This is a genomic window from Hydrogenovibrio halophilus DSM 15072 (assembly GCF_000384235.1).
In the GTDB taxonomy this organism is placed as follows: Bacteria; Pseudomonadota; Gammaproteobacteria; order Thiomicrospirales; family Thiomicrospiraceae; genus Hydrogenovibrio; species Hydrogenovibrio halophilus.
In genome coordinates, this window is sequence record NZ_KB913033.1 from 197,040 (window position 1) to 220,467 (window position 23,428).

General features: G+C 53.5%; 22 protein-coding genes, 2 tRNA genes and 3 rRNA genes. 2 read left to right on the plus strand and 25 right to left on the minus strand.

Annotated features, from left to right (window positions below; all coding sequences use genetic code 11):
• Nucleotides 1-4: 4 nt before the first annotated feature.
• The 11 genes from A377_RS0100950 to A377_RS0101000 all read right to left on the minus strand — a co-directional run bounded on the left by A377_RS0100950 (nucleotide 5) and on the right by A377_RS0101000 (nucleotide 8,696).
• Nucleotides 5-616 carry a c-type cytochrome gene (locus A377_RS0100950; RefSeq protein WP_019894197.1) on the minus strand — a complete coding sequence of 204 codons (612 nt, stop codon included), beginning with the start codon at nucleotides 614-616 and terminating at the stop codon, nucleotides 5-7.
• Nucleotides 617-752: 136 nt separating this feature from the next.
• On the minus strand, nucleotides 753-1,352 hold the full coding sequence (locus A377_RS0100955) for a NapC/NirT family cytochrome c (RefSeq protein WP_019894198.1): 600 nt from the start codon (nucleotides 1,350-1,352) through the stop codon (nucleotides 753-755).
• 305 nt (nucleotides 1,353-1,657) lie between these two features.
• Nucleotides 1,658-2,074, minus strand: a complete 417-nt coding sequence (locus A377_RS11555) for a cytochrome c-type biogenesis protein (RefSeq protein WP_019894199.1) — start codon at nucleotides 2,072-2,074, stop codon at nucleotides 1,658-1,660.
• Nucleotides 2,071-4,047 (minus strand): heme lyase CcmF/NrfE family subunit, encoded by a 1,977-nt coding sequence (locus A377_RS0100965; RefSeq protein ID WP_019894200.1) that lies wholly within the window; start codon nucleotides 4,045-4,047, stop codon nucleotides 2,071-2,073. Before A377_RS0100965 ends, A377_RS11555 begins: the two co-directional genes overlap by 4 nt.
• Nucleotides 4,044-4,481: a cytochrome c maturation protein CcmE gene (gene ccmE, locus A377_RS0100970; RefSeq protein WP_083919049.1), complete on the minus strand. Its 438-nt coding sequence runs from the start codon at nucleotides 4,479-4,481 to the stop codon at nucleotides 4,044-4,046. The genes A377_RS0100965 and ccmE overlap by 4 nt, the downstream gene beginning before the upstream one ends.
• On the minus strand, nucleotides 4,472-4,606 hold the full coding sequence (locus A377_RS13315) for a hypothetical protein (RefSeq protein ID WP_019894202.1): 135 nt from the start codon (nucleotides 4,604-4,606) through the stop codon (nucleotides 4,472-4,474). Before A377_RS13315 ends, ccmE begins: the two co-directional genes overlap by 10 nt.
• Nucleotides 4,606-5,370, minus strand: a complete 765-nt coding sequence (ccmC, locus tag A377_RS0100980; protein ID WP_019894203.1) for a heme ABC transporter permease CcmC — start codon at nucleotides 5,368-5,370, stop codon at nucleotides 4,606-4,608. The genes A377_RS13315 and ccmC overlap by 1 nt, the downstream gene beginning before the upstream one ends.
• Nucleotides 5,367-6,047 (minus strand): heme exporter protein CcmB, encoded by a 681-nt coding sequence (locus A377_RS0100985; RefSeq protein WP_019894205.1) that lies wholly within the window; start codon nucleotides 6,045-6,047, stop codon nucleotides 5,367-5,369. Before A377_RS0100985 ends, ccmC begins: the two co-directional genes overlap by 4 nt.
• A complete protein-coding gene (gene ccmA, locus A377_RS0100990; RefSeq protein ID WP_019894207.1) occupies nucleotides 6,047-6,712 on the minus strand; it encodes a heme ABC exporter ATP-binding protein CcmA in 666 nt (221 codons plus the stop codon). Before ccmA ends, A377_RS0100985 begins: the two co-directional genes overlap by 1 nt.
• 9 nt (nucleotides 6,713-6,721) lie before the next feature.
• Nucleotides 6,722-7,300 (minus strand): DJ-1 family glyoxalase III, encoded by a 579-nt coding sequence (locus tag A377_RS0100995; RefSeq protein ID WP_019894208.1) that lies wholly within the window; start codon nucleotides 7,298-7,300, stop codon nucleotides 6,722-6,724.
• A 16-nt stretch (nucleotides 7,301-7,316) separates the two neighbouring features.
• Nucleotides 7,317-8,696, minus strand: a complete 1,380-nt coding sequence (locus A377_RS0101000; RefSeq protein ID WP_019894209.1) for a S41 family peptidase — start codon at nucleotides 8,694-8,696, stop codon at nucleotides 7,317-7,319.
• Nucleotides 8,697-8,982: 286 nt separating this feature from the next.
• Here A377_RS0101000 and A377_RS0101005 point away from each other — a divergent pair, with 286 nt between their 5' ends.
• The gene (locus A377_RS0101005; protein WP_019894210.1) at nucleotides 8,983-9,294 is read left to right on the plus strand and encodes an ArsR/SmtB family transcription factor; all 312 of its coding nucleotides are present in this window, start codon (nucleotides 8,983-8,985) and stop codon (nucleotides 9,292-9,294) included.
• Between the two features lie 23 nt (nucleotides 9,295-9,317).
• On the opposite strand, the gene A377_RS11560 is transcribed toward A377_RS0101005, so the two are convergent.
• From A377_RS11560 to A377_RS0101040, 7 genes are all read right to left on the minus strand, one after another.
• Nucleotides 9,318-9,956 (minus strand): putative metalloprotease CJM1_0395 family protein, encoded by a 639-nt coding sequence (locus tag A377_RS11560; RefSeq protein WP_211209278.1) that lies wholly within the window; start codon nucleotides 9,954-9,956, stop codon nucleotides 9,318-9,320.
• Between the two features lie 345 nt (nucleotides 9,957-10,301).
• Nucleotides 10,302-10,416, minus strand: a 5S ribosomal RNA gene (rrf, locus tag A377_RS0101015).
• A gap of 175 nt (nucleotides 10,417-10,591) precedes the next feature.
• A 23S ribosomal RNA gene (locus A377_RS0101020) occupies nucleotides 10,592-13,455 on the minus strand.
• A gap of 327 nt (nucleotides 13,456-13,782) precedes the next feature.
• A tRNA-Ala gene (locus tag A377_RS0101025) sits at nucleotides 13,783-13,858 on the minus strand.
• Nucleotides 13,859-13,993: 135 nt separating this feature from the next.
• Nucleotides 13,994-14,070 (minus strand) — tRNA-Ile (locus tag A377_RS0101030).
• A 93-nt stretch (nucleotides 14,071-14,163) separates the two neighbouring features.
• Nucleotides 14,164-15,720 (minus strand): 16S ribosomal RNA (locus A377_RS0101035).
• The 16S, 23S and 5S rRNA genes sit together here with 2 tRNA genes alongside, the layout of an rRNA operon.
• 621 nt (nucleotides 15,721-16,341) lie before the next feature.
• Complete coding sequence (locus A377_RS0101040; protein ID WP_019894212.1) at nucleotides 16,342-16,677, minus strand: DUF3579 domain-containing protein; 336 nt, start codon at nucleotides 16,675-16,677, stop codon at nucleotides 16,342-16,344.
• 172 nt (nucleotides 16,678-16,849) lie between these two features.
• On the opposite strand from A377_RS0101040, the gene aroG reads away from it, so the two are divergent.
• Nucleotides 16,850-17,917, plus strand: a complete 1,068-nt coding sequence (gene aroG, locus A377_RS0101045) for a 3-deoxy-7-phosphoheptulonate synthase AroG (protein WP_019894214.1) — start codon at nucleotides 16,850-16,852, stop codon at nucleotides 17,915-17,917.
• A gap of 70 nt (nucleotides 17,918-17,987) precedes the next feature.
• Here aroG and thiL read toward each other — a convergent pair whose 3' ends face one another.
• From thiL to nrdR, 7 genes are read right to left on the minus strand one after another with little or no spacing between them, the layout of a single operon-like run.
• On the minus strand, nucleotides 17,988-18,971 hold the full coding sequence (gene thiL, locus A377_RS0101050) for a thiamine-phosphate kinase (protein ID WP_019894216.1): 984 nt from the start codon (nucleotides 18,969-18,971) through the stop codon (nucleotides 17,988-17,990).
• A gap of 9 nt (nucleotides 18,972-18,980) precedes the next feature.
• Nucleotides 18,981-19,481 carry a transcription antitermination factor NusB gene (gene nusB / locus A377_RS0101055; protein ID WP_019894217.1) on the minus strand — a complete coding sequence of 167 codons (501 nt, stop codon included), beginning with the start codon at nucleotides 19,479-19,481 and terminating at the stop codon, nucleotides 18,981-18,983.
• Complete coding sequence (ribH, locus tag A377_RS0101060) at nucleotides 19,478-19,948, minus strand: 6,7-dimethyl-8-ribityllumazine synthase (RefSeq protein ID WP_019894218.1); 471 nt, start codon at nucleotides 19,946-19,948, stop codon at nucleotides 19,478-19,480. The genes nusB and ribH overlap by 4 nt, the downstream gene beginning before the upstream one ends.
• 8 nt (nucleotides 19,949-19,956) lie before the next feature.
• Nucleotides 19,957-21,072, minus strand: a complete 1,116-nt coding sequence (gene ribBA, locus A377_RS0101065) for a bifunctional 3,4-dihydroxy-2-butanone-4-phosphate synthase/GTP cyclohydrolase II (protein ID WP_019894219.1) — start codon at nucleotides 21,070-21,072, stop codon at nucleotides 19,957-19,959.
• An 11-nt stretch (nucleotides 21,073-21,083) separates the two neighbouring features.
• Nucleotides 21,084-21,746, minus strand: a complete 663-nt coding sequence (locus A377_RS0101070) for a riboflavin synthase (protein ID WP_019894220.1) — start codon at nucleotides 21,744-21,746, stop codon at nucleotides 21,084-21,086.
• Nucleotides 21,747-21,749: 3 nt separating this feature from the next.
• The gene (gene ribD / locus A377_RS0101075; protein ID WP_019894221.1) at nucleotides 21,750-22,949 is read right to left on the minus strand and encodes a bifunctional diaminohydroxyphosphoribosylaminopyrimidine deaminase/5-amino-6-(5-phosphoribosylamino)uracil reductase RibD; all 1,200 of its coding nucleotides are present in this window, start codon (nucleotides 22,947-22,949) and stop codon (nucleotides 21,750-21,752) included.
• Nucleotides 22,949-23,413 carry a transcriptional regulator NrdR gene (gene nrdR / locus A377_RS0101080; RefSeq protein WP_019894222.1) on the minus strand — a complete coding sequence of 155 codons (465 nt, stop codon included), beginning with the start codon at nucleotides 23,411-23,413 and terminating at the stop codon, nucleotides 22,949-22,951. Before nrdR ends, ribD begins: the two co-directional genes overlap by 1 nt.
• Nucleotides 23,414-23,428: the final 15 nt, after the last annotated feature.

A 23,428-nucleotide genomic window follows, 5' to 3' on the forward strand; every position in this document is an offset into this window, starting at 1 on the left:
CTCCTTACTTTTCACCTGAGGCATAGTATTCAATCAAGGCGGTAATGCCGTCATCGCCATAGGCTTTGTCCAGCTTATCCAGAGCACGCTTCATTTTGCGCTCCATGTCGCGATGACCACTGGTGAAATCGTCCATGCTGTATTGCAGATAAGGTTTCATTTGACCTGACAGGAAACCGGCATCGTCGTCTGGCAAGGTACCGGCGTCTTCATGGCACTTGGAGCAGAAACGGTCATGCAGTTTGGCACCGATATTGGCCACTTTCTTGTTGTGCTTCTGCTCGATTTGAACGTAATTCAAATTGGAAAAGTACTTGGCCATGGCTTCAATGTCTTCGTCCGTATAGCCTTTGGCAATACGTTCCATGATGGTGCTGGGACGATCGCCGTCACGGTACGCATGCATGGATTCTTTGAAATAATATTCCGACATACCCGCAATAGACGGGATGGCCGGGCCACTGCTGATGCCATCCACACCATGGCAGCCGACACAACTGTCAGCCAGCATGCTGGCACGGTCAAACTGGGCATAGGCGTGGCCGGACATCATCATACTGCCGGCAAACACCAGACCCAGCCATTTTTTCAGGGACGTGCGTTGGTTCTGCTTCATATCAAGCGTTCCTCCTCGTTGTAAACGTGCAAATTCTTATCTGACCCGGGTTCCCCTTGGGTCTTATATGCACAACTCTGTTGTCCGCAAAACGCGAACAGACACAAAAAAACCCCAGTTCAGGGGTTCCATTTGATCAGTCGGTTTTCATGGTCAGCGCATCCAGATCCAGGTCTTCCAGTTCTGGCATTGGCTCCATTGGTTCATGGTGGGCGACGCCCTTGTGGCAATCAATGCAGGTTTCCCCTTCCTTGATTGCGCGCGGATGACGGCGCTGCGCCGAACGCGACTGTGCTTCAATGTCCATGGCCTCAAACGTGTGACAGCTCCGACATTCCGCCGAATTGTTGGCGCGCATCTTGTCCCAGACAATGTTGGCCATACGCCAGCGTTCCCCGTCGTAATGTTCCTGATAGGCTTCGGGATCGTTTTTGATCTCGTCACTGACGGCGAAGTTGCCTAAAAATTCGTGATACACGTCTTTGGACGCAATGATTTTGGCCTTGACCTTGGGCAGAAATTCTTTCGGCACATGGCAATCCGAGCAGCTTGCCTGAACACCGGATTTGTTTTGATAATGCGCGGTTTCTTTGTACTCGGCGAGGTTGATTTTCATACTGTGGCACGAGGTGCAGAATTCCATTTCATTGGTGGCGTCAAACACCACATTCATGGCGCCATAGGAAGCAAACCCCAATACAAACACGCCGGCAATAACCAGAAATTTCTTTTTCATGATACCCATATTCTGTTTGTTGAAATATGGAGGCATGGTAGAGGCTGGCTGTGGGAAAAACCACTTAAATTTTCCAATGCCGCATAAGAAGATTTTATATTCACCCAATCATCGAAGGGGTTTTCTGCGTTTTTGTCATACAGGTCAATTGGTTGGAGGATCTCGAGAGAAAGAATTCGTCCGGACGCAGGATGCGAAAGAACAAAAAAAGATGGAAGCCGACTCAAAAATCAGCCAAACACTCCTTTGTTGTCAGGGCTGGAAAGGTGGTCACTCATCCACGCGCTGAGACACAGGCAAGCAGATCACGATTTGAACAGGCGTCGAATCCAGAAAAACCCGGCCACAAAGGCCAGAACCAGTATGGCCCAGGGGCCCCACCACAGAAGTCGGGTTTCGCCCGTCATCGGAGGCCGGTAATGCACGGCCTGGCCATAGCTTTGCTTCATGCTGGCAAGGATCGCCTGGGGGCTCATTTCCCTGTTTACCAACAGGTCAAACACCTCTTCGCGCATGGATTCGGCAACGGGCGCATTGGATGCCAGAATGGATTGGTTGGCGCAAACCACGCAGCGTAACTGTTCCGCCAGCTGACGGTATTGCTCGTATTGCTCGGGCGACTCAAACTGTTGATAGGTGACCTGCGCCTGCACGTGACTGTTCAGTCCGACCGACAACAGGCACACAGCCACCAGGCCTGGTAAAAAACCCAGAACCCTCATCCCAGCTCTCTGCCTGCCTGCGCCTTGCGCCAATGCCTCTGGCCCCAGGCAATCGCCCCGCCCAGAGCCATCAACAATACGCCAGTCCACAAGGCCCGAATCCAGGGCGTGTACTGAATGCGGAAACTCCAGGCCTGTTTCCCTTGCTTCTCGCCCATCGCAATATACAGGTCCCGCGCCAGCGTCGAATGAATGGCCACCTCCGCTACCGGCATTTTCTGTCCGATATAGGTACGTTTTTCAGGCCTTAAACGCCTGGCACCGGGTTCGCCAGGATTCAGTCTGAAGTGTGCCTGCTGAGTCAGATAATTCGCGCCCGGCTGCTCGGTGATTTTTTCAAACAGCAAGGTCTGATCGTGGATGGTCATGGATTCTCCCGGCTGCAGACGAATTTCCAGCGCTTGCTCCATCACGGTGGAAAGCACCATGCCCAGGAGCAGCAAAACAAAACCGGCGTGCGCGACCCAGGCACCGATCGGGTATCCCGACAAGGTTTTGGGTCGATCCGACAAAGAGCGGGAAGCGGTCGCCGCCCGGTAACGCAGCCCCCATACGACAACAGACGCCACCAGCCAGCTGGCCATCAACGACACGGCCAGGGTGTCCGGACTATGCACCGGAAGCGCCCACCAGAACAAAATTCCCCCGATGAGCGCGCCGCTGACTTGCCAGGTCAAACGTCGCAACAAGCGCCGAGGCTGAGTGTTTTGCCAAGATAACACCGAGGTCAAGCCCATCAACGCCACCAACCCCCAGGTTAATGGCGCCATCACCTGATTGAAATAAGGGGCGCCCACCGAAAGATCGGAAATGCCCATTGAACGGATCACAATGGGGTAAAGCGTGCCCAGCAAGACCGTCAACATCATCACCAGAAACAGCAATGAAGCAAAAAACACCAGGGTTTCCCGGCTCAGGAACGCAATCCCGATGCCCGATTGCGCACGTGACCGCCGTAACCCCAGCATCAGAAAAGCCAGTGCCGCCACCCAAAGGGTAAACAACAAAAGCATCCGCCCGCGCGTTGGGTCCACCGCAAACGCATGCACCGAAGACAGAATCCCCGAACGCACCAGAAAGGCGCCCAACAGAGTCAAGACAAACACAACAATCACCAGAAACATCGCAAAGCCCAGCATCCGCGGTTGACGACTGGCAATGGGCGTTGTGTGCAGTGCCGCAGTCAGAACCAGCCAGGGCAGAAGAGAAGCATTTTCTACAGGGTCCCAGAACCACCAGCCGCCCCAGCCCAGTTCGTAATAGGCCCAGAAGCTGCCGAGCGCAATCCCCAGCGTCAGAAAAACCCAGGCAACCTGCAGATAGGGCTGACTCCAGCGAAGATTGGTCCCGGTTTCATCCCGATGCCACAACATGGCCATCACCAGGGCAAACGCCGGCACCACACCGACGTAACCCATATAGAGCATGGGTGGGTGCAAAGCCAGTGCCCAGTCCTGGAGCAAGGGGTTCAACCCGAGGCCGTCCGGCAATACCGTTTCGGCCGCTGTAAAAGGGGTCGACGTGGCGGCCAGAAACAACACGAATGCAAACAATAACCAGGCCTGGATGGTCAGAAGTCGAAAATGCAGCATTCCGGGCAAGGACGCATGAAAGGTGGTGACCCCGATCCAGGCAGAAAGCAACCAGACCCACAATAACAAAGACCCTTCGTGACCGCCCCAGACCGCCGCAATCTTGTAATAAAACGGCAGGGTTAAGGCCGAATGGCGCGCGACATAAGCCAGGCGAAAATCGTCGCTCAAAAACGCCCAGATCAACAACGCCATCAGCAGGCTCAACCCGACAAACATCAGGCGCAGCAGGCCGCTCAAATAACGCGCATCACGCTCGACACGCTCATAATGGGAAGACCGATGTTGGGAATGAACCAGTCGAAATGTGGCCCAAAGTGCGGTCATCGCCCCCAACGCGACCAACAACCAAAGCATTGACTGACCCAGCCAGACCGTCATGGCGGCGTCACCTTGCCCTGAAGGCTTTCGGCGACCTCCGGTGGCATGTATTCTTCATCGTGTTTGGCCAGCAACTCGGAGGCCACAAACCGCCCGTTTTTATCCAGAAAACCGGTGGCAATGACCCCCTGCCCTTCACGGAAAAGATTGGGTAACAGACCTTGATAGACCACACGGATGGAATGCGCATAGTCGGTCATGGCAAACGTCACAGCCAAATCTTCTCCCTGCTCAAGCGACCCCGACGCTACCACGCCGCCCAGTCGAACGGTTTTCTGGGGCGGGGTCGGGGCCTCGTGCAGTTCACTGACCGAATAAAAGTACATGACGTTTTTCTGCAAGGCCTGCAACATCATAAAGGCACCAAGACCCGCCCCCAACACAATCACCAGCGCCCAGAGCACGCGCTTTTGTCGGACCCGGCTCAATCGCATGATGCCGCCTCAAGACGTTGACGCAAACGGCTGGCACAGCGCCAGGGCCACCAAAGCTGAACCAGCATCACCAAAACCGCAATGCCGGTCGCCGCCAGCACAAAACCGTTCTCACCTTGCCACATCACTGATCCTTCCCGTTTTCAACCATACCTCTCAAACGTCTGGCCAGCCAGGGAGTCTGGCTGGCTTCCTGTAATACCCGGCAGCGAAGCATCCATATGGCCTGCCAGACAAATACCAGCAAAAAAGCCAGAGCCATCAGCAGCAACGGGTACAGCATGCTCGCATGCAAAGACGAATCAAACCCACGAATACTCGGTGGCTGATGCAATGTGTGCCACCAAATAACCGAATAATGAATGATCGGCAAATTCACACTGCCGACCAGAGTGAGAATCGCTGCCATACGGGCCGCCGCTTTTGAATCAGACAGCGCATCAAACACGAGCACAATGCCCAAATAGATAAAAAGCAAAACCAGTTCCGATGTCAGCCGTGCGTCCCATACCCACCATGTGCCCCAGGTCGGCTGCCCCCAGATGGCCCCGGTGACCAGAGCCATCAGGGTATAGCCCGCACCCAGCCACGCAAACGCATTCAATGCCCAACCCGCAACCGTAACCTGCCAGACAAACACCAGCAACGCCAGCGCAACCATGAAACCGTATATCATCAAAGACAGCCAGGCCGCAGGGACATGGACATAAAGAATCCGAAACACCTCGCCCTGCTGATAGTCTGCCGGAGCCAGCCAGAAGGCGGCATAAGCGCCTGCAACCAACATGGTGATCGATGCCACCGCCACCCACGGTTGCAGTAGCACCAGGCGCTGATACAGTTCGCCCGGCTGACCCCATTGCAACACCCACCGCCAGAACCGACTCATGACTGCGCCACCGTCAGTTTCAACATCTGCGTGGCCGCCCAGGGCGCCAGAAAAAGGGTGAAAATCACCAGGCCTGCCAAAAACAAAAGGCCGTTGGCAAACGCCATCGATTCGGAAGACGGCTGCAAACTTCCGGCCCCGAAAATCAGAATCGGCACATAAAAAGGCAGGATCAAAACCGCCAGCAAAAAAGGGTTATAGTGCCCTTTCTGCATCACGGCCACCCCGATTGTTCCAATTCCCACCATGGCAAAACTCCCAAAACCAAGCAGTGTCATCATAAGCCAACTTTGAGAAAGGTCAAGATAAAGGGACACGCCCAGCAAAGGCGCAATCAGGATCAATGGCAGAACAAAAAAAGCCCAGTGGGTCACCCACTTGGCCAGCACATACACCGACAAAGGACGCCGACAGGCCACCCACAAGCGTAGGGTGCCGTCCTGCAAATCCGGCATAAACAGATTGGGCAGAATCAAAAACACCGACAAGGTCAGTCCCACCCAGATCAGGCCGGGCGCAGCCTGACGGAGCAAATCGGGTGCGTGCCCCAATGCCAGCGGAAACAACAGGGTGATCAAACAGAAAAACAACAGGGGATTGAGCAGAGCTTTCGGCTGGGCCATAAGCAATCGCCACTGCCAGCGGACTTCCCAGAAAAGCTCATACAGATACGGCATCAGAAAGCCTCTCTTATGCCCGTTTCAGGCGAGGAAAAGGCACAAAGATCCAACTTGATGCAGCGCGGATTCAGAAGGGGCAGAGTCTGCCAGAAGGGTTCGTGCGACGTCACAATGATCTGCTTGCCAGCATCGAGTGCTTCAAGCATGTGGCCGGCCAGAGCATGGCGGGCCGTTTGGTCCAGCCCTACGGCCGGCTCGTCCAGCAACCAGACCGGCTGGCGACTCAATAAAAAAGCCGCGAGCATCAGCCGCTTCTTCTGTCCGAAAGACAGGCAGACAGCGGATTGATGACGCTCAGCCCACAAATTCTGTGCCTGCAACTGCCCTTTCAGGGCTGACGGATCAACCGTTTGTGAACAATAAAACCGGGAAAGGTAAGTCAGATTCTGCCAGACGGTCCAACCGGGCTTGATCGGGTTCTGATCTCCCAGCCAGGCCGTATGGGAAGCAAACATGGCAATCGGCAAAATCTCGACGCCTGGATAACCAACCTGCCCTTTTTCAGCCGGCAACCCACCGCTCAAAGACGCCAGAACCGAACTTTTACCAATGCCATTCGGCCCTTGAAGCCAGAGCATCTGCCCTTCTGGCAGAGAGAAAGAAAGCGAAGAAATCAGGTCATGCCCGTTGCGAGAAAGGCAGAGCCCCTGAACACTCAACATCCGAAACGTCTATTGTGTGGGCCAGGCATCGGGAATTTGCAACTTGGCCTCAACCAACTCACGATCATGAAGCCCTGAAACCAGTTCGATCAGGGTCAAGGCGAACAACATGGCCGTACCCGGTCCTTGGGAAGTGACAATTTTCCCATCGCAAACGACCGGACTATTTTCATAAATCATGTCTTTGCCCGGTTGCTCGTCGATCACACCCGGAAAGCTGGTGGCACGACGGCGATCCAGCAACCCGGCCGCCACCAATGCTTTGGGACCCGCACAGATCGCACCCAACCAGCGGTCTTTTTCCACCTGTCGTTGCAACATGGCCCGAAGCGTTTCATCATCACGAAGACGGTCCGCACCAGGCATGCCGCCAGGCAACACAATCAGGTCAAAGCGACGATCCATCACTTCCTGCAAAGAAGTCTGGGCGACTAAGGTCACACCCCGGCTGGCATAAATGGTGGTTTCTGCATCCAAACTGGCGGACACAACATCCATGCCTGCCCGAGTCAGCAGATCGATGATGGTCACCGCTTCCAATTCCTCACAGCCCTGAGCCAGAGGAACCAATACCGTTTTAGGGGTCATACAACCTCCCAGGTCTTTACTCGGATTGCATCTGCCGGGCCAGCACCATGCCTTTAAGCAGATTCAGCGCTTCATACAGCTCGTAATCCGTAGAAATGATATCGGACTCTTCATCTTTCTCTTCTGACGTTTCATCGCTGGCTTCATCCGATTGCGCTTTTTCATTCTCACCCAGCAGATGGCCGGACAAATCCTTCTCTTTGATCCGCCCAAAACCGGTATCTTTGAGTTTTTCCACTTTTACTTGATCAATTTTGATGTCCGGCTCAATGCCTTCGGACTGGATGGAACGTCCGGATGGCGTGTAATAACGCGCCGTGGTCACTTTGATTGCACCACCGTTATTCAACGGAATCAGTGTTTGCACCGAACCTTTACCAAACGTCTCGCGTCCTACAATCATGGCCCGTTTGTGATCCTGAAGCGCACCCGAGACAATTTCTGATGCAGACGCAGATCCTTCATTGATCAGAACGACCATTGGCTTTCCATTCAGAATGTCGCCATTGGCGGAGTCAAACGACATTTGCGCGTTTTCTACGCGACCTTTGGTGTAGACAATGCGCTTTTCTCCCTTGAGAAAGGCATCGGAAACATCCACTGCGGCCCGCAAAACACCGCCGGGGTTATTGCGCAAATCCAGCACCAGGCCATTGAGTTCGCCACCATTGGCCTTTTTCAGGGTTCGAATGGATTCTCCCAGGTCCTCGCCAGTTCGCAACTGAAATTGACTGATCCGCACATAGCCCATGCCGTCTTCCAGCAGTTTTTCTTTTACGCTTTTGACTTGGATTACCGCGCGGGTCAACTCCAATTCAATCGGTTTGTCTTCACCATCACGGAGAATCGACATGGTAATGGTCGTGCCCGGCTTGCCACGCATGACCTTGACCGCCTCAGTCAGGGTTTTGCCCTTGACCGGCTCACCATCCAACGAAACAATCAAGTCACCGGCTTTGACGCCAGCTTTCTGTGCAGGCGTATCATCAATCGGGGCAATGACTCTGACAAACCCATCTTCCATGCCCACTTCCATGCCCAAGCCACCGAATTCGCCTTTGGTGTGCTCCTGCATTTTTTTGTATTCTTTGGCAGGCAGATAGGAGGAGTGCGGGTCAAGGTTCGACAGCATGCCGCTGATGGCCCCTTCCAGCAATTCCTCATTTTCAACCGGATCCACATACGCATTGGAAACCCGATCAAACACTTCCACAAAAGCCCGCAACTCTTCAAGAGGCAAAGTAACCGTCTGAGTTGCCTGTGAAACAGGCTCTGACTCTTTGGCAATCACGGTTGTTCCCACGGCCAGAATCAGACCAAACAATGCGCCTAACCCCATCCAGGTCGATTTGATCTTCCCGCTTTCTTTCACACCTGTCTCCACACTAAAATCCATTGTCAGTTCGCCTGCTACCCGACGCCCAACGAAACGTTTCTAAATTGTAGCACGAACCTTTATATTTTTTAATGCGAAACTGAAACGGCCCCATACTTGACATCCTCCCCGCCCTAAATGACGGGGATTCCCAAGCGCCGTCTGACACATAAAACGCCTTGTGCAAGTTATAAAATTCGTTTGCGTGACAAGATCAAAACCATTATTTAGAATACGCTTATATTTTGAACGCCGAAACGCCAAGACAAGTAAACAACCCCACTTAAAAATACGGAAGACCCCATTCATGGAAGACATTAATGCCACCACGATCAAGGAAGAAAACATTGAAAAAGCCTCCAAAGCACTCAAAGCCATGGGCCATCCGTTACGACTGAAAATCCTGTGTGTATTGGGGGATCGTGAATTGCCGGTCATGGACATCGTCTCAAAAGTGGGAACCACTCAAAGCAACATCTCACAACACATTGATATTCTGAGGGAAAAAGAAATCATCACTTCCCGCCGGGATGGGAGCCGAATTCTGTGTAAGGTCAGAGATACTCAGATTCTGAGCCTGTTGGAAGCCATGCAGCAGACCTTCTGCCCGGTCAACTGAAGATCACATCACGCCTGTCAGGATCAGCCTATCAAAGCCAGACGCTGATCCATCATTCTCAACTCAAACGCATTGCGCGCTTCAGAAGCCATTGTGCCTTCCATTCGCTCCGTACCCTGTTCCACTTTCTGGCTCAGGCGATCCGGCTGTTCACGCTCATCAATCACATTCATTTGCGAGGTCTCAACTGAACGGTCACTGACCTGGTTATCAGCATCATCGCTGTCCGATGTGTCTTCCGAACGGCTCTCCGACCGTTCAGAGGCTAACTCGGCACTGGCCTGCATCGCCATTTGTGAAGCCTGGCTGGCCACCTGCCGATCGGTACTGGATGGTTCAGACGGCGCCATGGCCGCTGCAATCACCTGTCGCGCCTTTTGAATGGTGGCTTCCGGATCATCACGAACCGGACTGGTATCAATCCCGACACTGCCACCAACCGCATAACGCTGTCCGTCCGGACCGGTTTGATAGCTGTAAGAAGGCCCCGATGTCACATATTGCCCCCCCGCCGCAACGTGCGCCATTTCGTGGGTGCGGACTTCCCGGTCTCTCGCCTTGAGCTGAGCTACCACTTGCTCGACTTGCTGCTGCGACCGATCATCGGCATCCGGTTTTTGAGCCACCGAATCCGAACGATTTGCCTCAGCTCCTCGAGACACCTGTGCTGAACCTTGACTGGGTAAATTACGCGGCGCATTGCCCGATGATTCAGACGGGCTCTGGTCGGAACGGGCGGCATTTGTAACCGGAATGGATTGGGAAGGAGAGGAAGATAATGGGGACGAATGCAGTCCTGCCCCCGGATAAGGCATCAGTGATGACATGACACTGCTGACACTGATACTCATAAAAATCACTTCCTTTATAGGAAAATAATAGCATAAGTTGTTGAAAAGCCAAAATGTCAGCTGTGATTTTCACCAGGCCTGGTAAAAAGGAAACGGGCCGGTTCCCAGACATAAAAAAACCCATGAGGCTTTCGCACTCACGGGTTCATGATATAAGCTTGGGGATGACCTACTCTCACATGGGACCTCCCACACTACCATCGGCGCTGAGACGTTTCACTTCTGAGTTCGGCATGGGATCAGGTGGTTCCATCTCGCTATGGTCCCCAAGCAATTGGGTACTGACAACCAGTCTTTCAACTCGTTGTCGGAATTTGGAAAAATCTCTTGGTTTCAATCTCAACTCGGTAACAGTCTTTCTGTTGTTTTTGACTCTCAAGCTGTCAGCCTAACCTCAGTCAACTCAAAACCGTCTCTTTAAAAAGACCAAGTTTTCTTTGAGTTGTATAGTTAAGCCGCACGGGTAATTAGTACTGGTTAGCTTCATCCATTACTGAACTTCCACACCCAGCCTATCAACGTTGTCGTCTTCAACGGCCCTTCAGAGGGCTTAAAGCCCAGGGAGAACTTATCTCGAGGCAGGTTTCCCGCTTAGATGCTTTCAGCGGTTATCCTTCCCGAACATAGCTACCGGGCAATGCCACTGGCGTGACAACCCGAACACCAGAGGTTCGTCCACTCCGGTCCTCTCGTACTAGGAGCAGCCCCTCTCAATTCTCCAACGCCCACGGCAGATAGGGACCGAACTGTCTCACGACGTTCTAAACCCAGCTCGCGTACCACTTTAAATGGCGAACAGCCATACCCTTGGGACCGACTTCAGCCCCAGGATGTGATGAGCCGACATCGAGGTGCCAAACACCGCCGTCGATATGAACTCTTGGGCGGTATCAGCCTGTTATCCCCGGAGTACCTTTTATCCGTTGAGCGATGGCCCTTCCACTCAGAACCACCGGATCACTAGAACCTGCTTTCGCACCTGCTCGACGTGTCTGTCTCGCAGTCAAGCACCCTTTTACTCTTGCGCTCAATGCACGATGTCCGACCGTGCTGAGGGTACCTTCGCGCTCCTCCGTTACGCTTTGGGAGGAGACCGCCCCAGTCAAACTACCCACCATACACTGTCCCTGATCAGGATTCACTGACCGAGGTTAGAACCTCAACACTACCAGGGTGGTATTTCAAGGGTGGCTCCACTACGACTGGCGTCGCAGTTTCATAGCCTCCCACCTATCCTGCACAAGTAGGGTCAAAGTCCAGTGTAAAGCTGTAGTAAAGGTTCACGGGGTCTTTCCGTCTAGCCGCGGGTACGCAGCATCTTAACTGCGATTTCAATTTCGCTGAGTCTCGGGTGGAGACAGTGTGGCCATCATTACGCCATTCGTGCAGGTCGGAACTTACCCGACAAGGAATTTCGCTACCTTAGGACCGTTATAGTTACGGCCGCCGTTTACCGGGGCTTCGATCAAGAGCTTCGGACAAGTCCTAACCCCATCAATTAACCTTCCGGCACCGGGCAGGCGTCACACCCTATACGTCATCTTACGATTTAGCAGAGTGCTGTGTTTTTAGTAAACAGTTGCAGCCACCTGGTCTCTGCAACCCCTAATAGCTTACGCAGCAAGTGCTTCACCATCAGGGGCACACCTTCTCCCGAAGTTACGGTGTCATTTTGCCTAGTTCCTTCACCCGAGTTCTCTCAAGCGCCTTGGAATTCTCATCCTGACCACCTGTGTCGGTTTGGGGTACGATTTCCTATTACCTGAAGCTTAGAAGATTTTCTTGGAAGCATGGCATCAACCACTTCACTCGCAATGAGCTCGTCATCGGTTCTCGACATTGAACGCCCGGATTTGCCTAAGCGTTCTGCCTACCACCTTAAACTTACACCATCTGTAAGCTGGCCTAGCCTTCTCCGTCTCTCCATCGCAGTAATAAAAAGTACAGGAATATTAACCTGTTTCCCATCGACTACGCCTTGCGGCCTCGTCTTAGGGGTCGACTAACCCTACGTCGATTAACGTTGCGTAGGAAACCTTGGTCTTTCGGCGAGGGAGCTTTTCACTCCCTTTATCGCTACTCATGTCAGCATTCGCACTCGTGATACCTCCAGGAAACTTCTCAATTCCCCTTCGCAGGCTTACACGACGCTCCTCTACCACTCTTAAAAGAGTCCACAGCTTCGGTACACTGCTTAGCCCCGTTAAATCTTCGGCGCAGGCCGACTCGATCAGTGAGCTATTACGCTTTCTTTAAAGGATGGCTGCTTCTAAGCCAACCTCCTGACTGTCTGAGCCTTCCCACATCCTTTCCCACTGAGCAGTGTTTAGGGACCTTAGCTGGTGGTCTGGGTTGTTTCCCTCTTGACACCGGACGTTAGCACCCGATGTCTGTCTCCCATGATTGCACTTGCCGGTATTCGGAGTTTGCAATGGGCTGCTAAGCCTTGACGGCCCGCTAGACCATAACAGTGCTCTACCCCCGGCAGTGAGACATGAGGCTCTACCTAAATAGATTTCGAGGAGAACCAGCTATCTCCGGGCTTGATTAGCCTTTCACTCCGATCCACAACTCATCCCCGCATTTTTCAACATACGTGGGTTCGGTCCTCCAGTACCTGTTACGGCACCTTCAACCTGGCCATGGATAGATCGCCCGGTTTCGGGTCTACGCCACGCTACTAGTCGCCCATTTAAGACTCGGTTTCCCTTCGGCTCCCCTATTCGGTTAACCTCGCAACATAACGTAAGTCGCTGACCCATTATACAAAAGGTACGCAGTCACCCAACAAGTGGGCTCCTACTGCTTGTACGTACACGGTTTCAGGTTCTATTTCACTCCCCTTCAGGGGTTCTTTTCGCCTTTCCCTCACGGTACTGGTTCACTATCGGTCGGTAGAGAGTATTTAGCCTTGGAGGGTGGTCCCCCCATGTTCAGACAGAGTTTCACGTGTTCCGTCCTACTCGTTTTCACATAAAAAAGGTTTTCGCATACGGGACTATCACCCTGTACCGTCCCACTTTCCAGAGGGTTTTGCTAACCTTATCTATGCTTAAGGGCTAATCCCCGTTCGCTCGCCGCTACTTGGGGAATCTCGGTTGATTTCTTTTCCTCCGGGTACTTAGATGTTTCAGTTCTCCGGGTTTGCCTCCTGCAAGCAGGATACTCAGTAAACTGAGTGGGTTTTCCCATTCGGAAATCTCCGGGTCAAAGGTTATTTGCCACCTCGCCGAAGCTTATCGCAGGCTATCACGTCCTTCATCGCCTTCTACCGCCTAGGCATCCACCGTGTACGCTTAGTCACTTAACTATACAACTCAAATCAAACTCGGCCTTTTGTATCGAGTTATCATCTTTGAGCCATACATGACTAAGGTTTTCGCTGACATCTTGAGAGTCTCGACTGTTAACGTCTCCATTCAGGCCGAAGCTCGAACAAATCCGCTAACAGCTTTCACATTTTAAGATACTGTTACCTAGTCTTGATCCCTATTGGGTAATAGGGTCAAGAGATTTTTCCAGATTGTTAAAGATCTTGCTTGTTTCATCAGTTAAATTGTTACCAATTTAGCTGTTAATCATTTCTTGAAATGCCTGATCCGTGATCAAACAGTCAAAAAAACATTAACAGGTAAAATGGTGGAGCTATGCGGGATCGAACCGCAGACCTCCTGCGTGCAAGGCAGGCGCTCTCCCAGCTGAGCTATAGCCCCCTGTCTTTATTTCGCTCTTGAGTAATGCTCTACTCAAGATCGCTAAAAACGCATTTTTCGTCAGTTGGTTTTTTGAGGTTGTGAAGTGTGCTAGAAGCACACGAGCGTTCTCAAAAAGCCAAATGGCGGAAAATTTGGTGGGTCTGGGTGGATTTGAACCACCGACCTCACCCTTATCAGGGGTGCGCTCTAACCAACTGAGCTACAGACCCGAGGTCTTCGCGCCCTGACGCTTGGTCAGAGGCTTTTGTAATCCAGAGACAATTGATGTGAAAACTACCCTAAGGCTCGTTCCCCTTTCTCTTAAAGGAGGTGATCCAGCCCCAGCTTCCGCTAGGGCTACCTTGTTACGACTTCACCCCAGTCATGAATCACTCCGTGGTGATCGTCCTCCCGAAGGTTAGACTAACCACTTCTGGAGCAACCCACTCCCATGGTGTGACGGGCGGTGTGTACAAGGCCCGGGAACGTATTCACCGCGACATTCTGATTCGCGATTACTAGCGATTCCGACTTCATGGAGTCGAGTTGCAGACTCCAATCCGGACTACGAGAGGTTTTGTGAGATTTGCGCACTGTTGCCAGTTGGCTGCTCTTTGTCTCCTCCCATTGTAGCACGTGTGTAGCCCATCCCATAAGGGCCATGATGACTTGACGTCGTCCCCGCCTTCCTCCGGTTTATCACCGGCAGTCTCACTAGAGTTCTCAACTAAATGGTAGCAACTAATGATAAGGGTTGCGCTCGTTGCGGGACTTAACCCAACATCTCACGACACGAGCTGACGACAGCCATGCAGCACCTGTCACTGCGTTCCCGAAGGCACCAATCTATCTCTAGAAAGTTCGCAGGATGTCAAGGGATGGTAAGGTTCTTCGCGTTGCATCGAATTAAACCACATGCTCCACCGCTTGTGCGGGCCCCCGTCAATTCCTTTGAGTTTTAATCTTGCGACCGTACTCCCCAGGCGGTCAACTTATCGCGTTAGCTGCGCTACTAATCTTTTTAATAAGACCAACAGCTAGTTGACATCGTTTACGGCATGGACTACCGGGGTATCTAATCCCGTTCGCTACCCACGCTTTCGCACCTCAGCGTCAGTTTTAAGCCAGCAAGGCGCCTTCGCCACTGATGTTCCTCCAGATATCTACGCATTTCACTGCTACACCTGGAATTCCCCTTGCCTCTCTTAAACTCTAGACTGCCAGTATCGGATGCAATTCCTAGGTTGAGCCCAGGGCTTTCACAACCGACTTAACAGTCCGCCTACGCGCGCTTTACGCCCAGTAATTCCGAATAACGCTTGCACCCTCTGTATTACCGCGGCTGCTGGCACAGAGTTAGCCGGTGCTTCTTCTGTGGCTAATGTCACAGTACTTGATTATTAATCAAATACCTTTCTTCACCACTGAAAGTGCTTTACAACCCTCGGGCCTTCTTCACACACGCGGCATGGCTGCATCAAGGTTTCCCTCATTGTGCAATATTCCCCACTGCTGCCTCCCGTAGGAGTCTGGGCCGTGTCTCAGTCCCAGTGTGGCTGATCATCCTCTCAAACCAGCTATAGATCGTCGCCTTGGTAGGCCTTTACCCTACCAACCAGCTAATCTAACGTGGGCTCATCCTTTAGCGATACCTTACAAGTAGAGGGCACCTTTACTCCGTAGAGCACATCCGGTATTAGCCTGCGTTTCCACAGGTTGTCCCCGACTAAAGGGCAGATTCCCACGCGTTACTCACCCGTCCGCCACTCGACGCCCAAGATCGCCCCCCGAAGGGTTTGTTCTTGTCGTTTCCGTCCGACTTGCATGTGTTAGGCCTGCCGCCAGCGTTCATTCTGAGCCAGGATCAAACTCTTCAGTTTAATCATGATTCGACGTTTTTTAGTGAGCTCGCCGTGCTCTGTAAAACGCTCGGAATTGACGAGTAAATGCATTAACATATACTTCGTCTCGAGCAATTTATGCGGGTCACTCACCTTAGGGAGTTTCCACATAAATTGTCTCTGAATTACCTGTTTTTTAAAGATCTTGGGTCTTTCTCTTCTCAAGCAACCCGCCCTTTGGCGTGTCCCTCAAGAGCTGCGTATTCTAGTGCGAGTGGCCGTTGCAGTCAAGCGACTTTTTGAAGTTTTTTTGATGTTTTTGCTTCAGGTCTGTGTCTTTCGTCCCTGGCATCTCTCATCTCTTCTCAGACCAGAACGTGCGCGTTAAAACCGTTTATTCAACTTGGTTCTCTGCGCCTTGTCCGGCCTGCCTGGCTCACTCGCTGAGCAGGTGGCGTATTCTAGCCGTTCTGACTTGGAACGCAAGGGGTTTTTGATAATTTTTTGGGGTTTCATAAAAAACTTAGAAGAAGTGACGCAATATCAACCAGGCCTGGTTGATTTGATGGAACACTGAGCACTACGCGAGGTCTTTAAGGGAACCTCAAGAGCAAATGCGCCTGACGCTTTCCGATTTTAAGCTTTCCTGCTTAAAAAGACTTAACGACCGATTTTCTGCTCGTTGCCTTCGCAGACCCGCTGCATCTTCAAATTATTGGATTTGGCAAAGTTCATCACATATTCAAACATGGCTGGATTTTTCACTTCCAGTTCTGTGTCGATGATCAGGCACTTTTTTCCCTGGTAAAGTTCGGGGTGCAGCAAATCTGAAAACACCAATCGATGTGAAGCACCGTATGAAGCATACATGGAGGCAATCCGGTCAATCCAGTCACTGGGACGGAATTTTTTTCCTTCTTCGGTAAACCCTTCGATAATGTATTTGCAATGTTGCACTTCGATTCGCTTTTCATCCTTCACAGCTGCTAAATTCATGCGAAGAATTATAGCATAGGGCGAAATCGCTTCTCCAGACGTAATTGCAGTTAGTGGGCGTTGTTTTGAAAAACGGCTTGAGATCGGAGCTGTTTTCCCTGCCCTTCAAGACAAAAATCCACAAACATGGCATAATACGCCTTTTATCATTTTAAGCGTTTATTAAAGTCTCATGAGCCAACATCCAACCGACGATCTCAGAATCAAAGCCATCACCGAAGTGCGCCCACCGCAGGAACTGCATGAACAGTTCCCGATCACGGAAAAGGCCGCTGAAACTGTATTTGAAACCCGTCAGGCCATTCAGGCCATTTTAAATGGCAGAGATGATCGTCTGCTGGTGGTGATTGGGCCTTGCTCGATTCATGACACTCAGGCGGCGCGCGACTATGCTCGCAAACTCAAAGCCCAGGCCGACGCATTGAAAGACGATCTGCTGGTGGTAATGCGGGTGTATTTTGAAAAGCCGCGAACCACCGTGGGCTGGAAAGGGTTGATCAATGACCCCCAGCTTGACAGTTCATTTGAAATCAACCAGGGACTGGAAGCGGCCCGGTCGCTGCTGGTGGACCTGAATGACATGGGCATGCCCTGTGCCACCGAATTTCTGGATTTGATTTCACCGCAATACATTGCCGACCTGATCGCCTGGGGGGCCATTGGCGCGCGCACCACCGAAAGTCAGGGGCACCGCGAACTGGCTTCGGGCCTTTCCTGTCCGATCGGCTTTAAAAATGGCACCGATGGTGGCTTCAAGATTGCTGTGGACGCCATACGCGCGGCCAACAACCCGCACATTTTTTTGTCGCTGACCAAAATGGGCCATTCTGCGATTTTCTCCACCGCCGGCAACCCGGATTGCCATGTGATTCTGCGCGGCGGCAATGACGGCCCGAACTATGAAGCGGCGCACGTCAAGGACGCGGCGGATCAATTGAAGTCGGCTGGCGTGCAAAACCGCCTGATGGTCGATTGCAGTCATGCCAACAGCAGCAAACAGCATAAACGCCAGTTGATCGTTGCCGAAGACATTGGTCGGCAACTGTCAGGGGGCAGCCCTTACATTATGGGCGCGATGGTGGAAAGTCATTTGGTCGAAGGACGTCAGGACTGGCACCCGGAACAATCAATGACGTATGGTCAGAGTATTACCGATGCCTGCATTGGCTGGGACGATTCGCTGAAAGCGCTGGAAACCTTGGCCAGCGGCGTTCGCGCCCGACGTGAAAAGAATGCTTGAACGCGCGCTTCACAGGATCATGAACGAACACAGTCTGTAAAACAGACAAGCCCTCAAAACGTTTCTTCCATCAGTGGAAATGTTGATATCCGGCCGACACATCCGTCGGCCCAAAACGTTTCCATTCTTTCTCATCTTTGTTCAGCACGACCTGCTCACCGGCGACCAGTTTGCCGATGACCTGAAAAGGCGTTTGCGTTGCCACACTCGCCTGCTGCATTGCCGCCAGCTTTTGCGCTGGAAAGGCCACAATCAACTCATAGTCATCGCCGGCCGTTAACGGTGTCAGCCAGTCTATATCCGTGCCATCAAACCTCGCTTTCACGGCCTTTGAAAATGGCAAGCTTTCACATTGGATCTCGGCTCCGAGACGGGATGCCTGAGTCAAATGCATCAGGTCGGCCAAAAACCCATCCGACACATCGATGGCTGCCGAAGCCAGCCCCAGAATACGACTGCCGAACGATACCCTGGGCATGGGCCGATTTAACTTCAGTTCAGCGGACATCGCCCGCCGCCCCGGCAACTGACCGGATTTGGAGGCCAACCCCAACCCGCCATCACCGATGACACCCGTGACCGCCAATAGATCGTCAATAGCGGCCCCGCTACGACGCAGTGCCTGCCCGGCAGGCACCTGTCCATGCGCCGTCACCGTCAACACCAGCGTGTGATGGCGCGTGGTATCGCCGCCGATCAAGGGAATTTGAAAACGCCTGGCCAGACGCGTCAGCCCAAGGGCAAAACGCGCCAACCAGGCCTGGTGATTTTTGTTATCCGGCAGGGTCAAAGCCAGAGAAAAGGCCACGGGAGTGGCTCCCATAGCGGCCAGATCGCTCAAATTGACCGCCAGCGCTTTCCAGGCAATGGCCTCAGGACGGGTGTCAACCGGGAAATGCACGCCTTCGATCAGGGTATCGGTCACCACCACCCAATCCTGACCGGGTTCGGATGCGAGAACCGCACCATCGTCACCAATGCCAACCAGAGGTGTGGTGCCGATATGGCTGAGCGGCTGAAAATAACGCTCGATCAGATCGAATTCGGCCGGCATGAGATGGACTCAGTCGTGGTTTTTTTGTGCGTGGAGGTTTTTTTCGAGCTGACGCAGGTCTTGCGCCACTTTGTCCAGAACGCCATTGATGTATTTGTGGCTGTCTTCTGCACCAAAACGCTTGGCCAGTTCCACGGCTTCGTTGATCACCACCTGATAAGGCGTCTGCGCCTGAGTCTGCATTTCGTAGGCCCCCAAACGAAGAATGGTTCGTTCAACCGGATCAATCCGGCTGGCCGCCCGATCCAGATAAACCTCATAGGCCTGATCAAGCTCTTGTGCCTCACCAGCGACACCGTTGAGCATTTCGCGAAACATCTTGGTGTCGCAGCCTTCCAGTCGACCGTCCACCACAAACTGGTTGATCAGGGCCTGAGTGTCGGTCTCATTGACCAACCACTGATACAGAGCCTGAATCAGAGCGCGGCGTGTCTGAGTACGCTGACTTGCCGGCACTTCTTCGGTCACAATCTCTTCGCCCTGGCCGGGCTTGAACTGATTCGCGTTCATGCGCCTTCCAACTGCTTGAGCACATTGACGGTTTCAATGGCCGCGAGGGTACACTCTTCGCCCTTATTGCCCGCCTTGGTGCCAGCCCGCTCGATGGCCTGTTCAATGGTATCGACTGTCAGCACTCCGAACGACACAGGAACACCCGTCTGCAATGCGACCTGGCCGATGCCTTTGACGCACTCGCCGGCAACATAATCAAAATGCGGGGTGCCACCACGAATCACCGCACCCAGCGCCACCACAGCATCGAAACGCCCGGACTGGGCCATTTTCTGGGCGATTACCGGGATTTCAAATGCGCCGGGCACCCAGACCTGTTCAATGTTTTCTTCACTGCCGCCATGACGCACAATGGTGTCGACTGCGCCTTTCACCAGGCTTTCGACCACAAAACTGTTAAAACGGCCAACGACCAATCCGATCTTCAGACCTTGAGCGGTCAAATTTCCTTCAATGGTTTTCATCTGTCTGCCTACCCTTGTTTTTCGACATATTCCACAATTTCCAGACCAAAACCGCTCAAGGCATTCATACGCCAGGGCGACCCGATCACATTCAGTTTTTGCAGCCCCAGGTCGCACAGAATCTGCGCCCCCAGGCCATAGGTTTTGGCATCGTCCTCACCGCCGGATTCCGGCGGCTGAATACCGCGATCCAGCATCTGATACTGCTGGATTTTATCCAGCAACTCACTGCCCTCTTCGTGTTTGCGCAGCACCACGATCACCCCGCATCCGGCCTTGACTACCTGCTGCATAGCCTGACCCAAAGACCAACCGCATTCATCACGCTGGGCATCAAACAGATCACAAAGCGTGTCCATCATGTGCACCCGTATCAGCGTCGGCACCTCGGCTTTGGGCGTTCCATGCACCAGTGCCAGGTGCGCGCGGTGATCCACAATGTCTTCATAGCCGACCAAACGAAAATCGCCATAACGGGTCGGAAAGGCACACTCCGATACCCGCTCCACCGTCTGTTCGTTTTTGAGGCGATATTCAATCAGTTCCGCCACCGTCCCAAGCTTGATGCCGTGTTCCCGCGCAAAGGCTTCCAGATCGTCGCGACGCGCCATGGTCCCGTCTTCGTTCATGATCTCGACAATCACCGAGGACGGCTCCATGCCAGCCAGCTTTGCCAGATCGCAACCAGCTTCGGTGTGACCGGCACGTTCCAGCACGCCACCGGACCGGGCCATCAACGGAAACACATGACCCGGGGTCACAATGTCGGTGGGCACGGCGTTTGGCTGAATCGCAGCCTGAATGGTTTTGGCCCGGTCGGCCGCAGAAATGCCAGTGGTCACGCCCGTCGCCGCCTCGATCGAAACAGTGAAATTGGTACCGAGCGAATCCTGGTTCTGACGGGTCATCAACGGCAAATGCAACTGCTGACAGCGCTCTCGCGTCAGAGTCAGACAGATCAGACCGCGCCCATATCGGGCCATGAAATTGATCGCCTCGGGCGTGACCGCGCTGGCAGGCATCATCAGATCGCCTTCGTTTTCACGGTCTTCGTCATCCATCAGAATGACCATTTTGCCTTGCTGATAATCGTCAATCAGCTCTTTTACACTATTAAGTTCCATGCCTGTCCTGTTTAGATAAAGCCGGATTTGGCCAGCAGTTCGGTGGTAATGGGGGACGCCTTAGACGAGTCGCTGTCCGCTTGCCCGACCGTCAATAAGCGTTCAATATAACGTGCCAGCAGATCAACCTCAAGATTGACCTGCGTGCCCACGGAAAAGGTTTCAATGGTGGTTTCGCTGCGTGTGTGGGGCACAATGTTCACATCAAACACCGCACCATTCACATGATTGACCGTCAGGCTGATGCCGTCCATGCAGATGGACCCTTTGGCAGCAATGTATTTGGCCAAAGCCTGTGGCGCTTTGATCTGATAACGCCAGGAACGGGCCTCCTGCCGGATGGCAACGACTTCGCCCACGCCATCCACATGTCCGCTGACCAGATGCCCGCCCAGCCGGTCATCCACTCGCAAAGCTTTTTCCAGATTGACCGATGCCCCCACCTTTAATTGGCCCAGGGTCGTGACCGTCAGACTTTCGGCCGACACATCGGCCACATAAAAATCCGGCCCCAGCTCAACCGCGGTCAGGCAGACACCATTGCAGGCAATGCTGTCGCCCAGGCTCACATCCGCCATCGGCAATTGACCGGTGTGAATGCTCAGGCGCGCATCGCCCTGGCGCGGTTCAATTCGTTCGATTCGTCCCCTGGCGGCAATAATGCCCGTAAACATAACCTACTCCTGCTCTAAATCCGGGACTACGACCCCATACATATCGGCCCCGCAGGGTTGCATCGACTGCCATTCAAATTCGTACCGATCTGACATATTTACCAGGCCTGGTAAAAACACCATGCCCCGGGCCTCCGAGCCCAACATTCGGGGCGCAATAAACAGGTGGCATTCGTCCATTCGCCCCAGTTGAACCAGAGCGCCATTGAGTCTGGCCCCGGCTTCCACCATCAGGGAACGGATGGCCCAGGTTTCGTGCAGACAGGCCAACAGCGCCTCCAGATCCACGCGTTCTGCTGTGTCAGACTGGCAGGTTGGCAGCGCCACCACCTGTGCCCCGGCTTTTTCCAGCAAGGCCACTTTATCAGACTGGGCGTCATAGGTCGATTGTGTGGTCGCCACCAATGTGCGCCCCGGCAGCGACAACATGCGAGCCTGAAGCGGCATCCGCAAGCTGGAATCCACTACCACCCGCATTGGATTGGCGTCTTCCGGTGCAAAACCGGGCGCCTGCCATCCCAATTCGGCCAAATCCGCAGCGGGCAGGCGCACATTCATGGAAGGGTCGTCTGCCAGCACCGTTTCGATCCCTGTGAGCAACGCCTGATGTTGTGCGCGCAGACGATGCACCTGATGACGGGAAGCGTCACCGGTGATCCAGCGACTTTCACCGGAGGCCATGGCGGTTTTGCCGTCCAGACTCATGGCAATCTTGGATCGCACAAACGGGCGCTGACGACGCATCGCAAAGAAAAACGTCTGATTCAGAGCTTCAGCCCGATCCTGCAACAGCCCGACCGACACCTCAATCCCCGCCTTTCGGAGGAGCGCAATGCCCTGGCCCGAGACCTGAGGATTGGGGTCCTGCATGGCCACCACCACGCGCCCGACCCCGGCTTCCACCAACGCATTGGCGCAAGGCGGCGTACGACCATAATGCGAGCAGGGTTCCAGGGTGACATACGCCGTGGCCCCTTTCACCGATTCGGTGGCTTCCGCCAGCGCCATGGCTTCCGCATGCGGGTCACCGGCTTTGGCATGCCAGCCCTGAGCGATGACCCGGTCTTCGCGCGCCAATACGCAGCCGACGGCCGGATTGGGCAAGGCCGTGTAACGCCCCTTTTCCGCCAGACCCAGGGCCTGATGCATCATCTGATAATCCAGATCGGAAAAGGTCGGGTCGGCGTCAAACGGCATGATCATTATTGCGATTGCGTGGCGCTGACGAGTTTTTCCACTTCTTCCCGAAACGCGTTCACATCCTGAAAAGAGCGGTAAACCGAGGCAAAACGGACATACGCGACCTGATCCAGCTCACGCAAAGCGTCCATCAGCATTTCTCCGACTTGGGAGGACGGGACTTCGCGCACCCCTTCCGCCGTCAGGGCTTTTTCAATGCGATTGACCACCTGATCGATGGCATCGCTGGCCACGGGCCGTTTTTCCAGCGCCTTGATCAAACCGCGGCGAATCTTGGCTTCATCAAAGCGTTCGCGATTGCCGTCCGACTTGACCACACGCGGCAAACTCATTTCCGCCGTTTCATAGGTGGTAAAGCGTTCCTCGCAGGTCAGACAGGCACGCCGACGACGTACCTGTGCGCCCTCTGTGGCCAGGCGCGAGTCAATCACTTTGGTCTCTGGCGCGTTGCAAAACGGACAATGCATGAAAAGCCTTCGTAA

Excerpts from the sequence above, each read along its gene's own strand:
- A377_RS0100985 (WP_019894205.1), bottom strand. The coding sequence starts at position 6,047 with ATGCCGTATCTGTATGAGCTTTTCTGGGAAGTCCGCTGGCAGTGGCGA.
- ccmE (WP_083919049.1), bottom strand. The coding sequence starts at position 4,481 with ATGCGATTGAGCCGGGTCCGACAAAAGCGCGTGCTCTGGGCGCTGGTG.
- ribH (WP_019894218.1), bottom strand. The coding sequence starts at position 19,948 with ATGAAAACCATTGAAGGAAATTTGACCGCTCAAGGTCTGAAGATCGGA.
- A377_RS0101070 (WP_019894220.1), bottom strand. The coding sequence starts at position 21,746 with ATGTTTACGGGCATTATTGCCGCCAGGGGACGAATCGAACGAATTGAA.
- aroG (WP_019894214.1), top strand. The coding sequence starts at position 16,850 with ATGAGCCAACATCCAACCGACGATCTCAGAATCAAAGCCATCACCGAA.
- ccmA (WP_019894207.1), bottom strand. The coding sequence starts at position 6,712 with ATGTTGAGTGTTCAGGGGCTCTGCCTTTCTCGCAACGGGCATGACCTG.
- A377_RS13315 (WP_019894202.1), bottom strand. The coding sequence starts at position 4,606 with ATGTGGCAAGGTGAGAACGGTTTTGTGCTGGCGGCGACCGGCATTGCG.
- A377_RS0101000 (WP_019894209.1), bottom strand. The coding sequence starts at position 8,696 with ATGGATTTTAGTGTGGAGACAGGTGTGAAAGAAAGCGGGAAGATCAAA.
- A377_RS11555 (WP_019894199.1), bottom strand. The coding sequence starts at position 2,074 with ATGAGGGTTCTGGGTTTTTTACCAGGCCTGGTGGCTGTGTGCCTGTTG.
- nrdR (WP_019894222.1), bottom strand. The coding sequence starts at position 23,413 with ATGCATTGTCCGTTTTGCAACGCGCCAGAGACCAAAGTGATTGACTCG.
- thiL (WP_019894216.1), bottom strand. The coding sequence starts at position 18,971 with ATGCCGGCCGAATTCGATCTGATCGAGCGTTATTTTCAGCCGCTCAGC.
- ribD (WP_019894221.1), bottom strand. The coding sequence starts at position 22,949 with ATGATCATGCCGTTTGACGCCGACCCGACCTTTTCCGATCTGGATTAT.
- ccmC (WP_019894203.1), bottom strand. The coding sequence starts at position 5,370 with ATGAGTCGGTTCTGGCGGTGGGTGTTGCAATGGGGTCAGCCGGGCGAA.
- A377_RS0100995 (WP_019894208.1), bottom strand. The coding sequence starts at position 7,300 with ATGACCCCTAAAACGGTATTGGTTCCTCTGGCTCAGGGCTGTGAGGAA.
- A377_RS0101040 (WP_019894212.1), bottom strand. The coding sequence starts at position 16,677 with ATGAATTTAGCAGCTGTGAAGGATGAAAAGCGAATCGAAGTGCAACAT.
- nusB (WP_019894217.1), bottom strand. The coding sequence starts at position 19,481 with ATGAACGCGAATCAGTTCAAGCCCGGCCAGGGCGAAGAGATTGTGACC.
- A377_RS0100950 (WP_019894197.1), bottom strand. The coding sequence starts at position 616 with ATGAAGCAGAACCAACGCACGTCCCTGAAAAAATGGCTGGGTCTGGTG.
- A377_RS0101005 (WP_019894210.1), top strand. The coding sequence starts at position 8,983 with ATGGAAGACATTAATGCCACCACGATCAAGGAAGAAAACATTGAAAAA.
- A377_RS0100965 (WP_019894200.1), bottom strand. The coding sequence starts at position 4,047 with ATGACGGTCTGGCTGGGTCAGTCAATGCTTTGGTTGTTGGTCGCGTTG.
- ribBA (WP_019894219.1), bottom strand. The coding sequence starts at position 21,072 with ATGGAACTTAATAGTGTAAAAGAGCTGATTGACGATTATCAGCAAGGC.
- A377_RS0100955 (WP_019894198.1), bottom strand. The coding sequence starts at position 1,352 with ATGAAAAAGAAATTTCTGGTTATTGCCGGCGTGTTTGTATTGGGGTTT.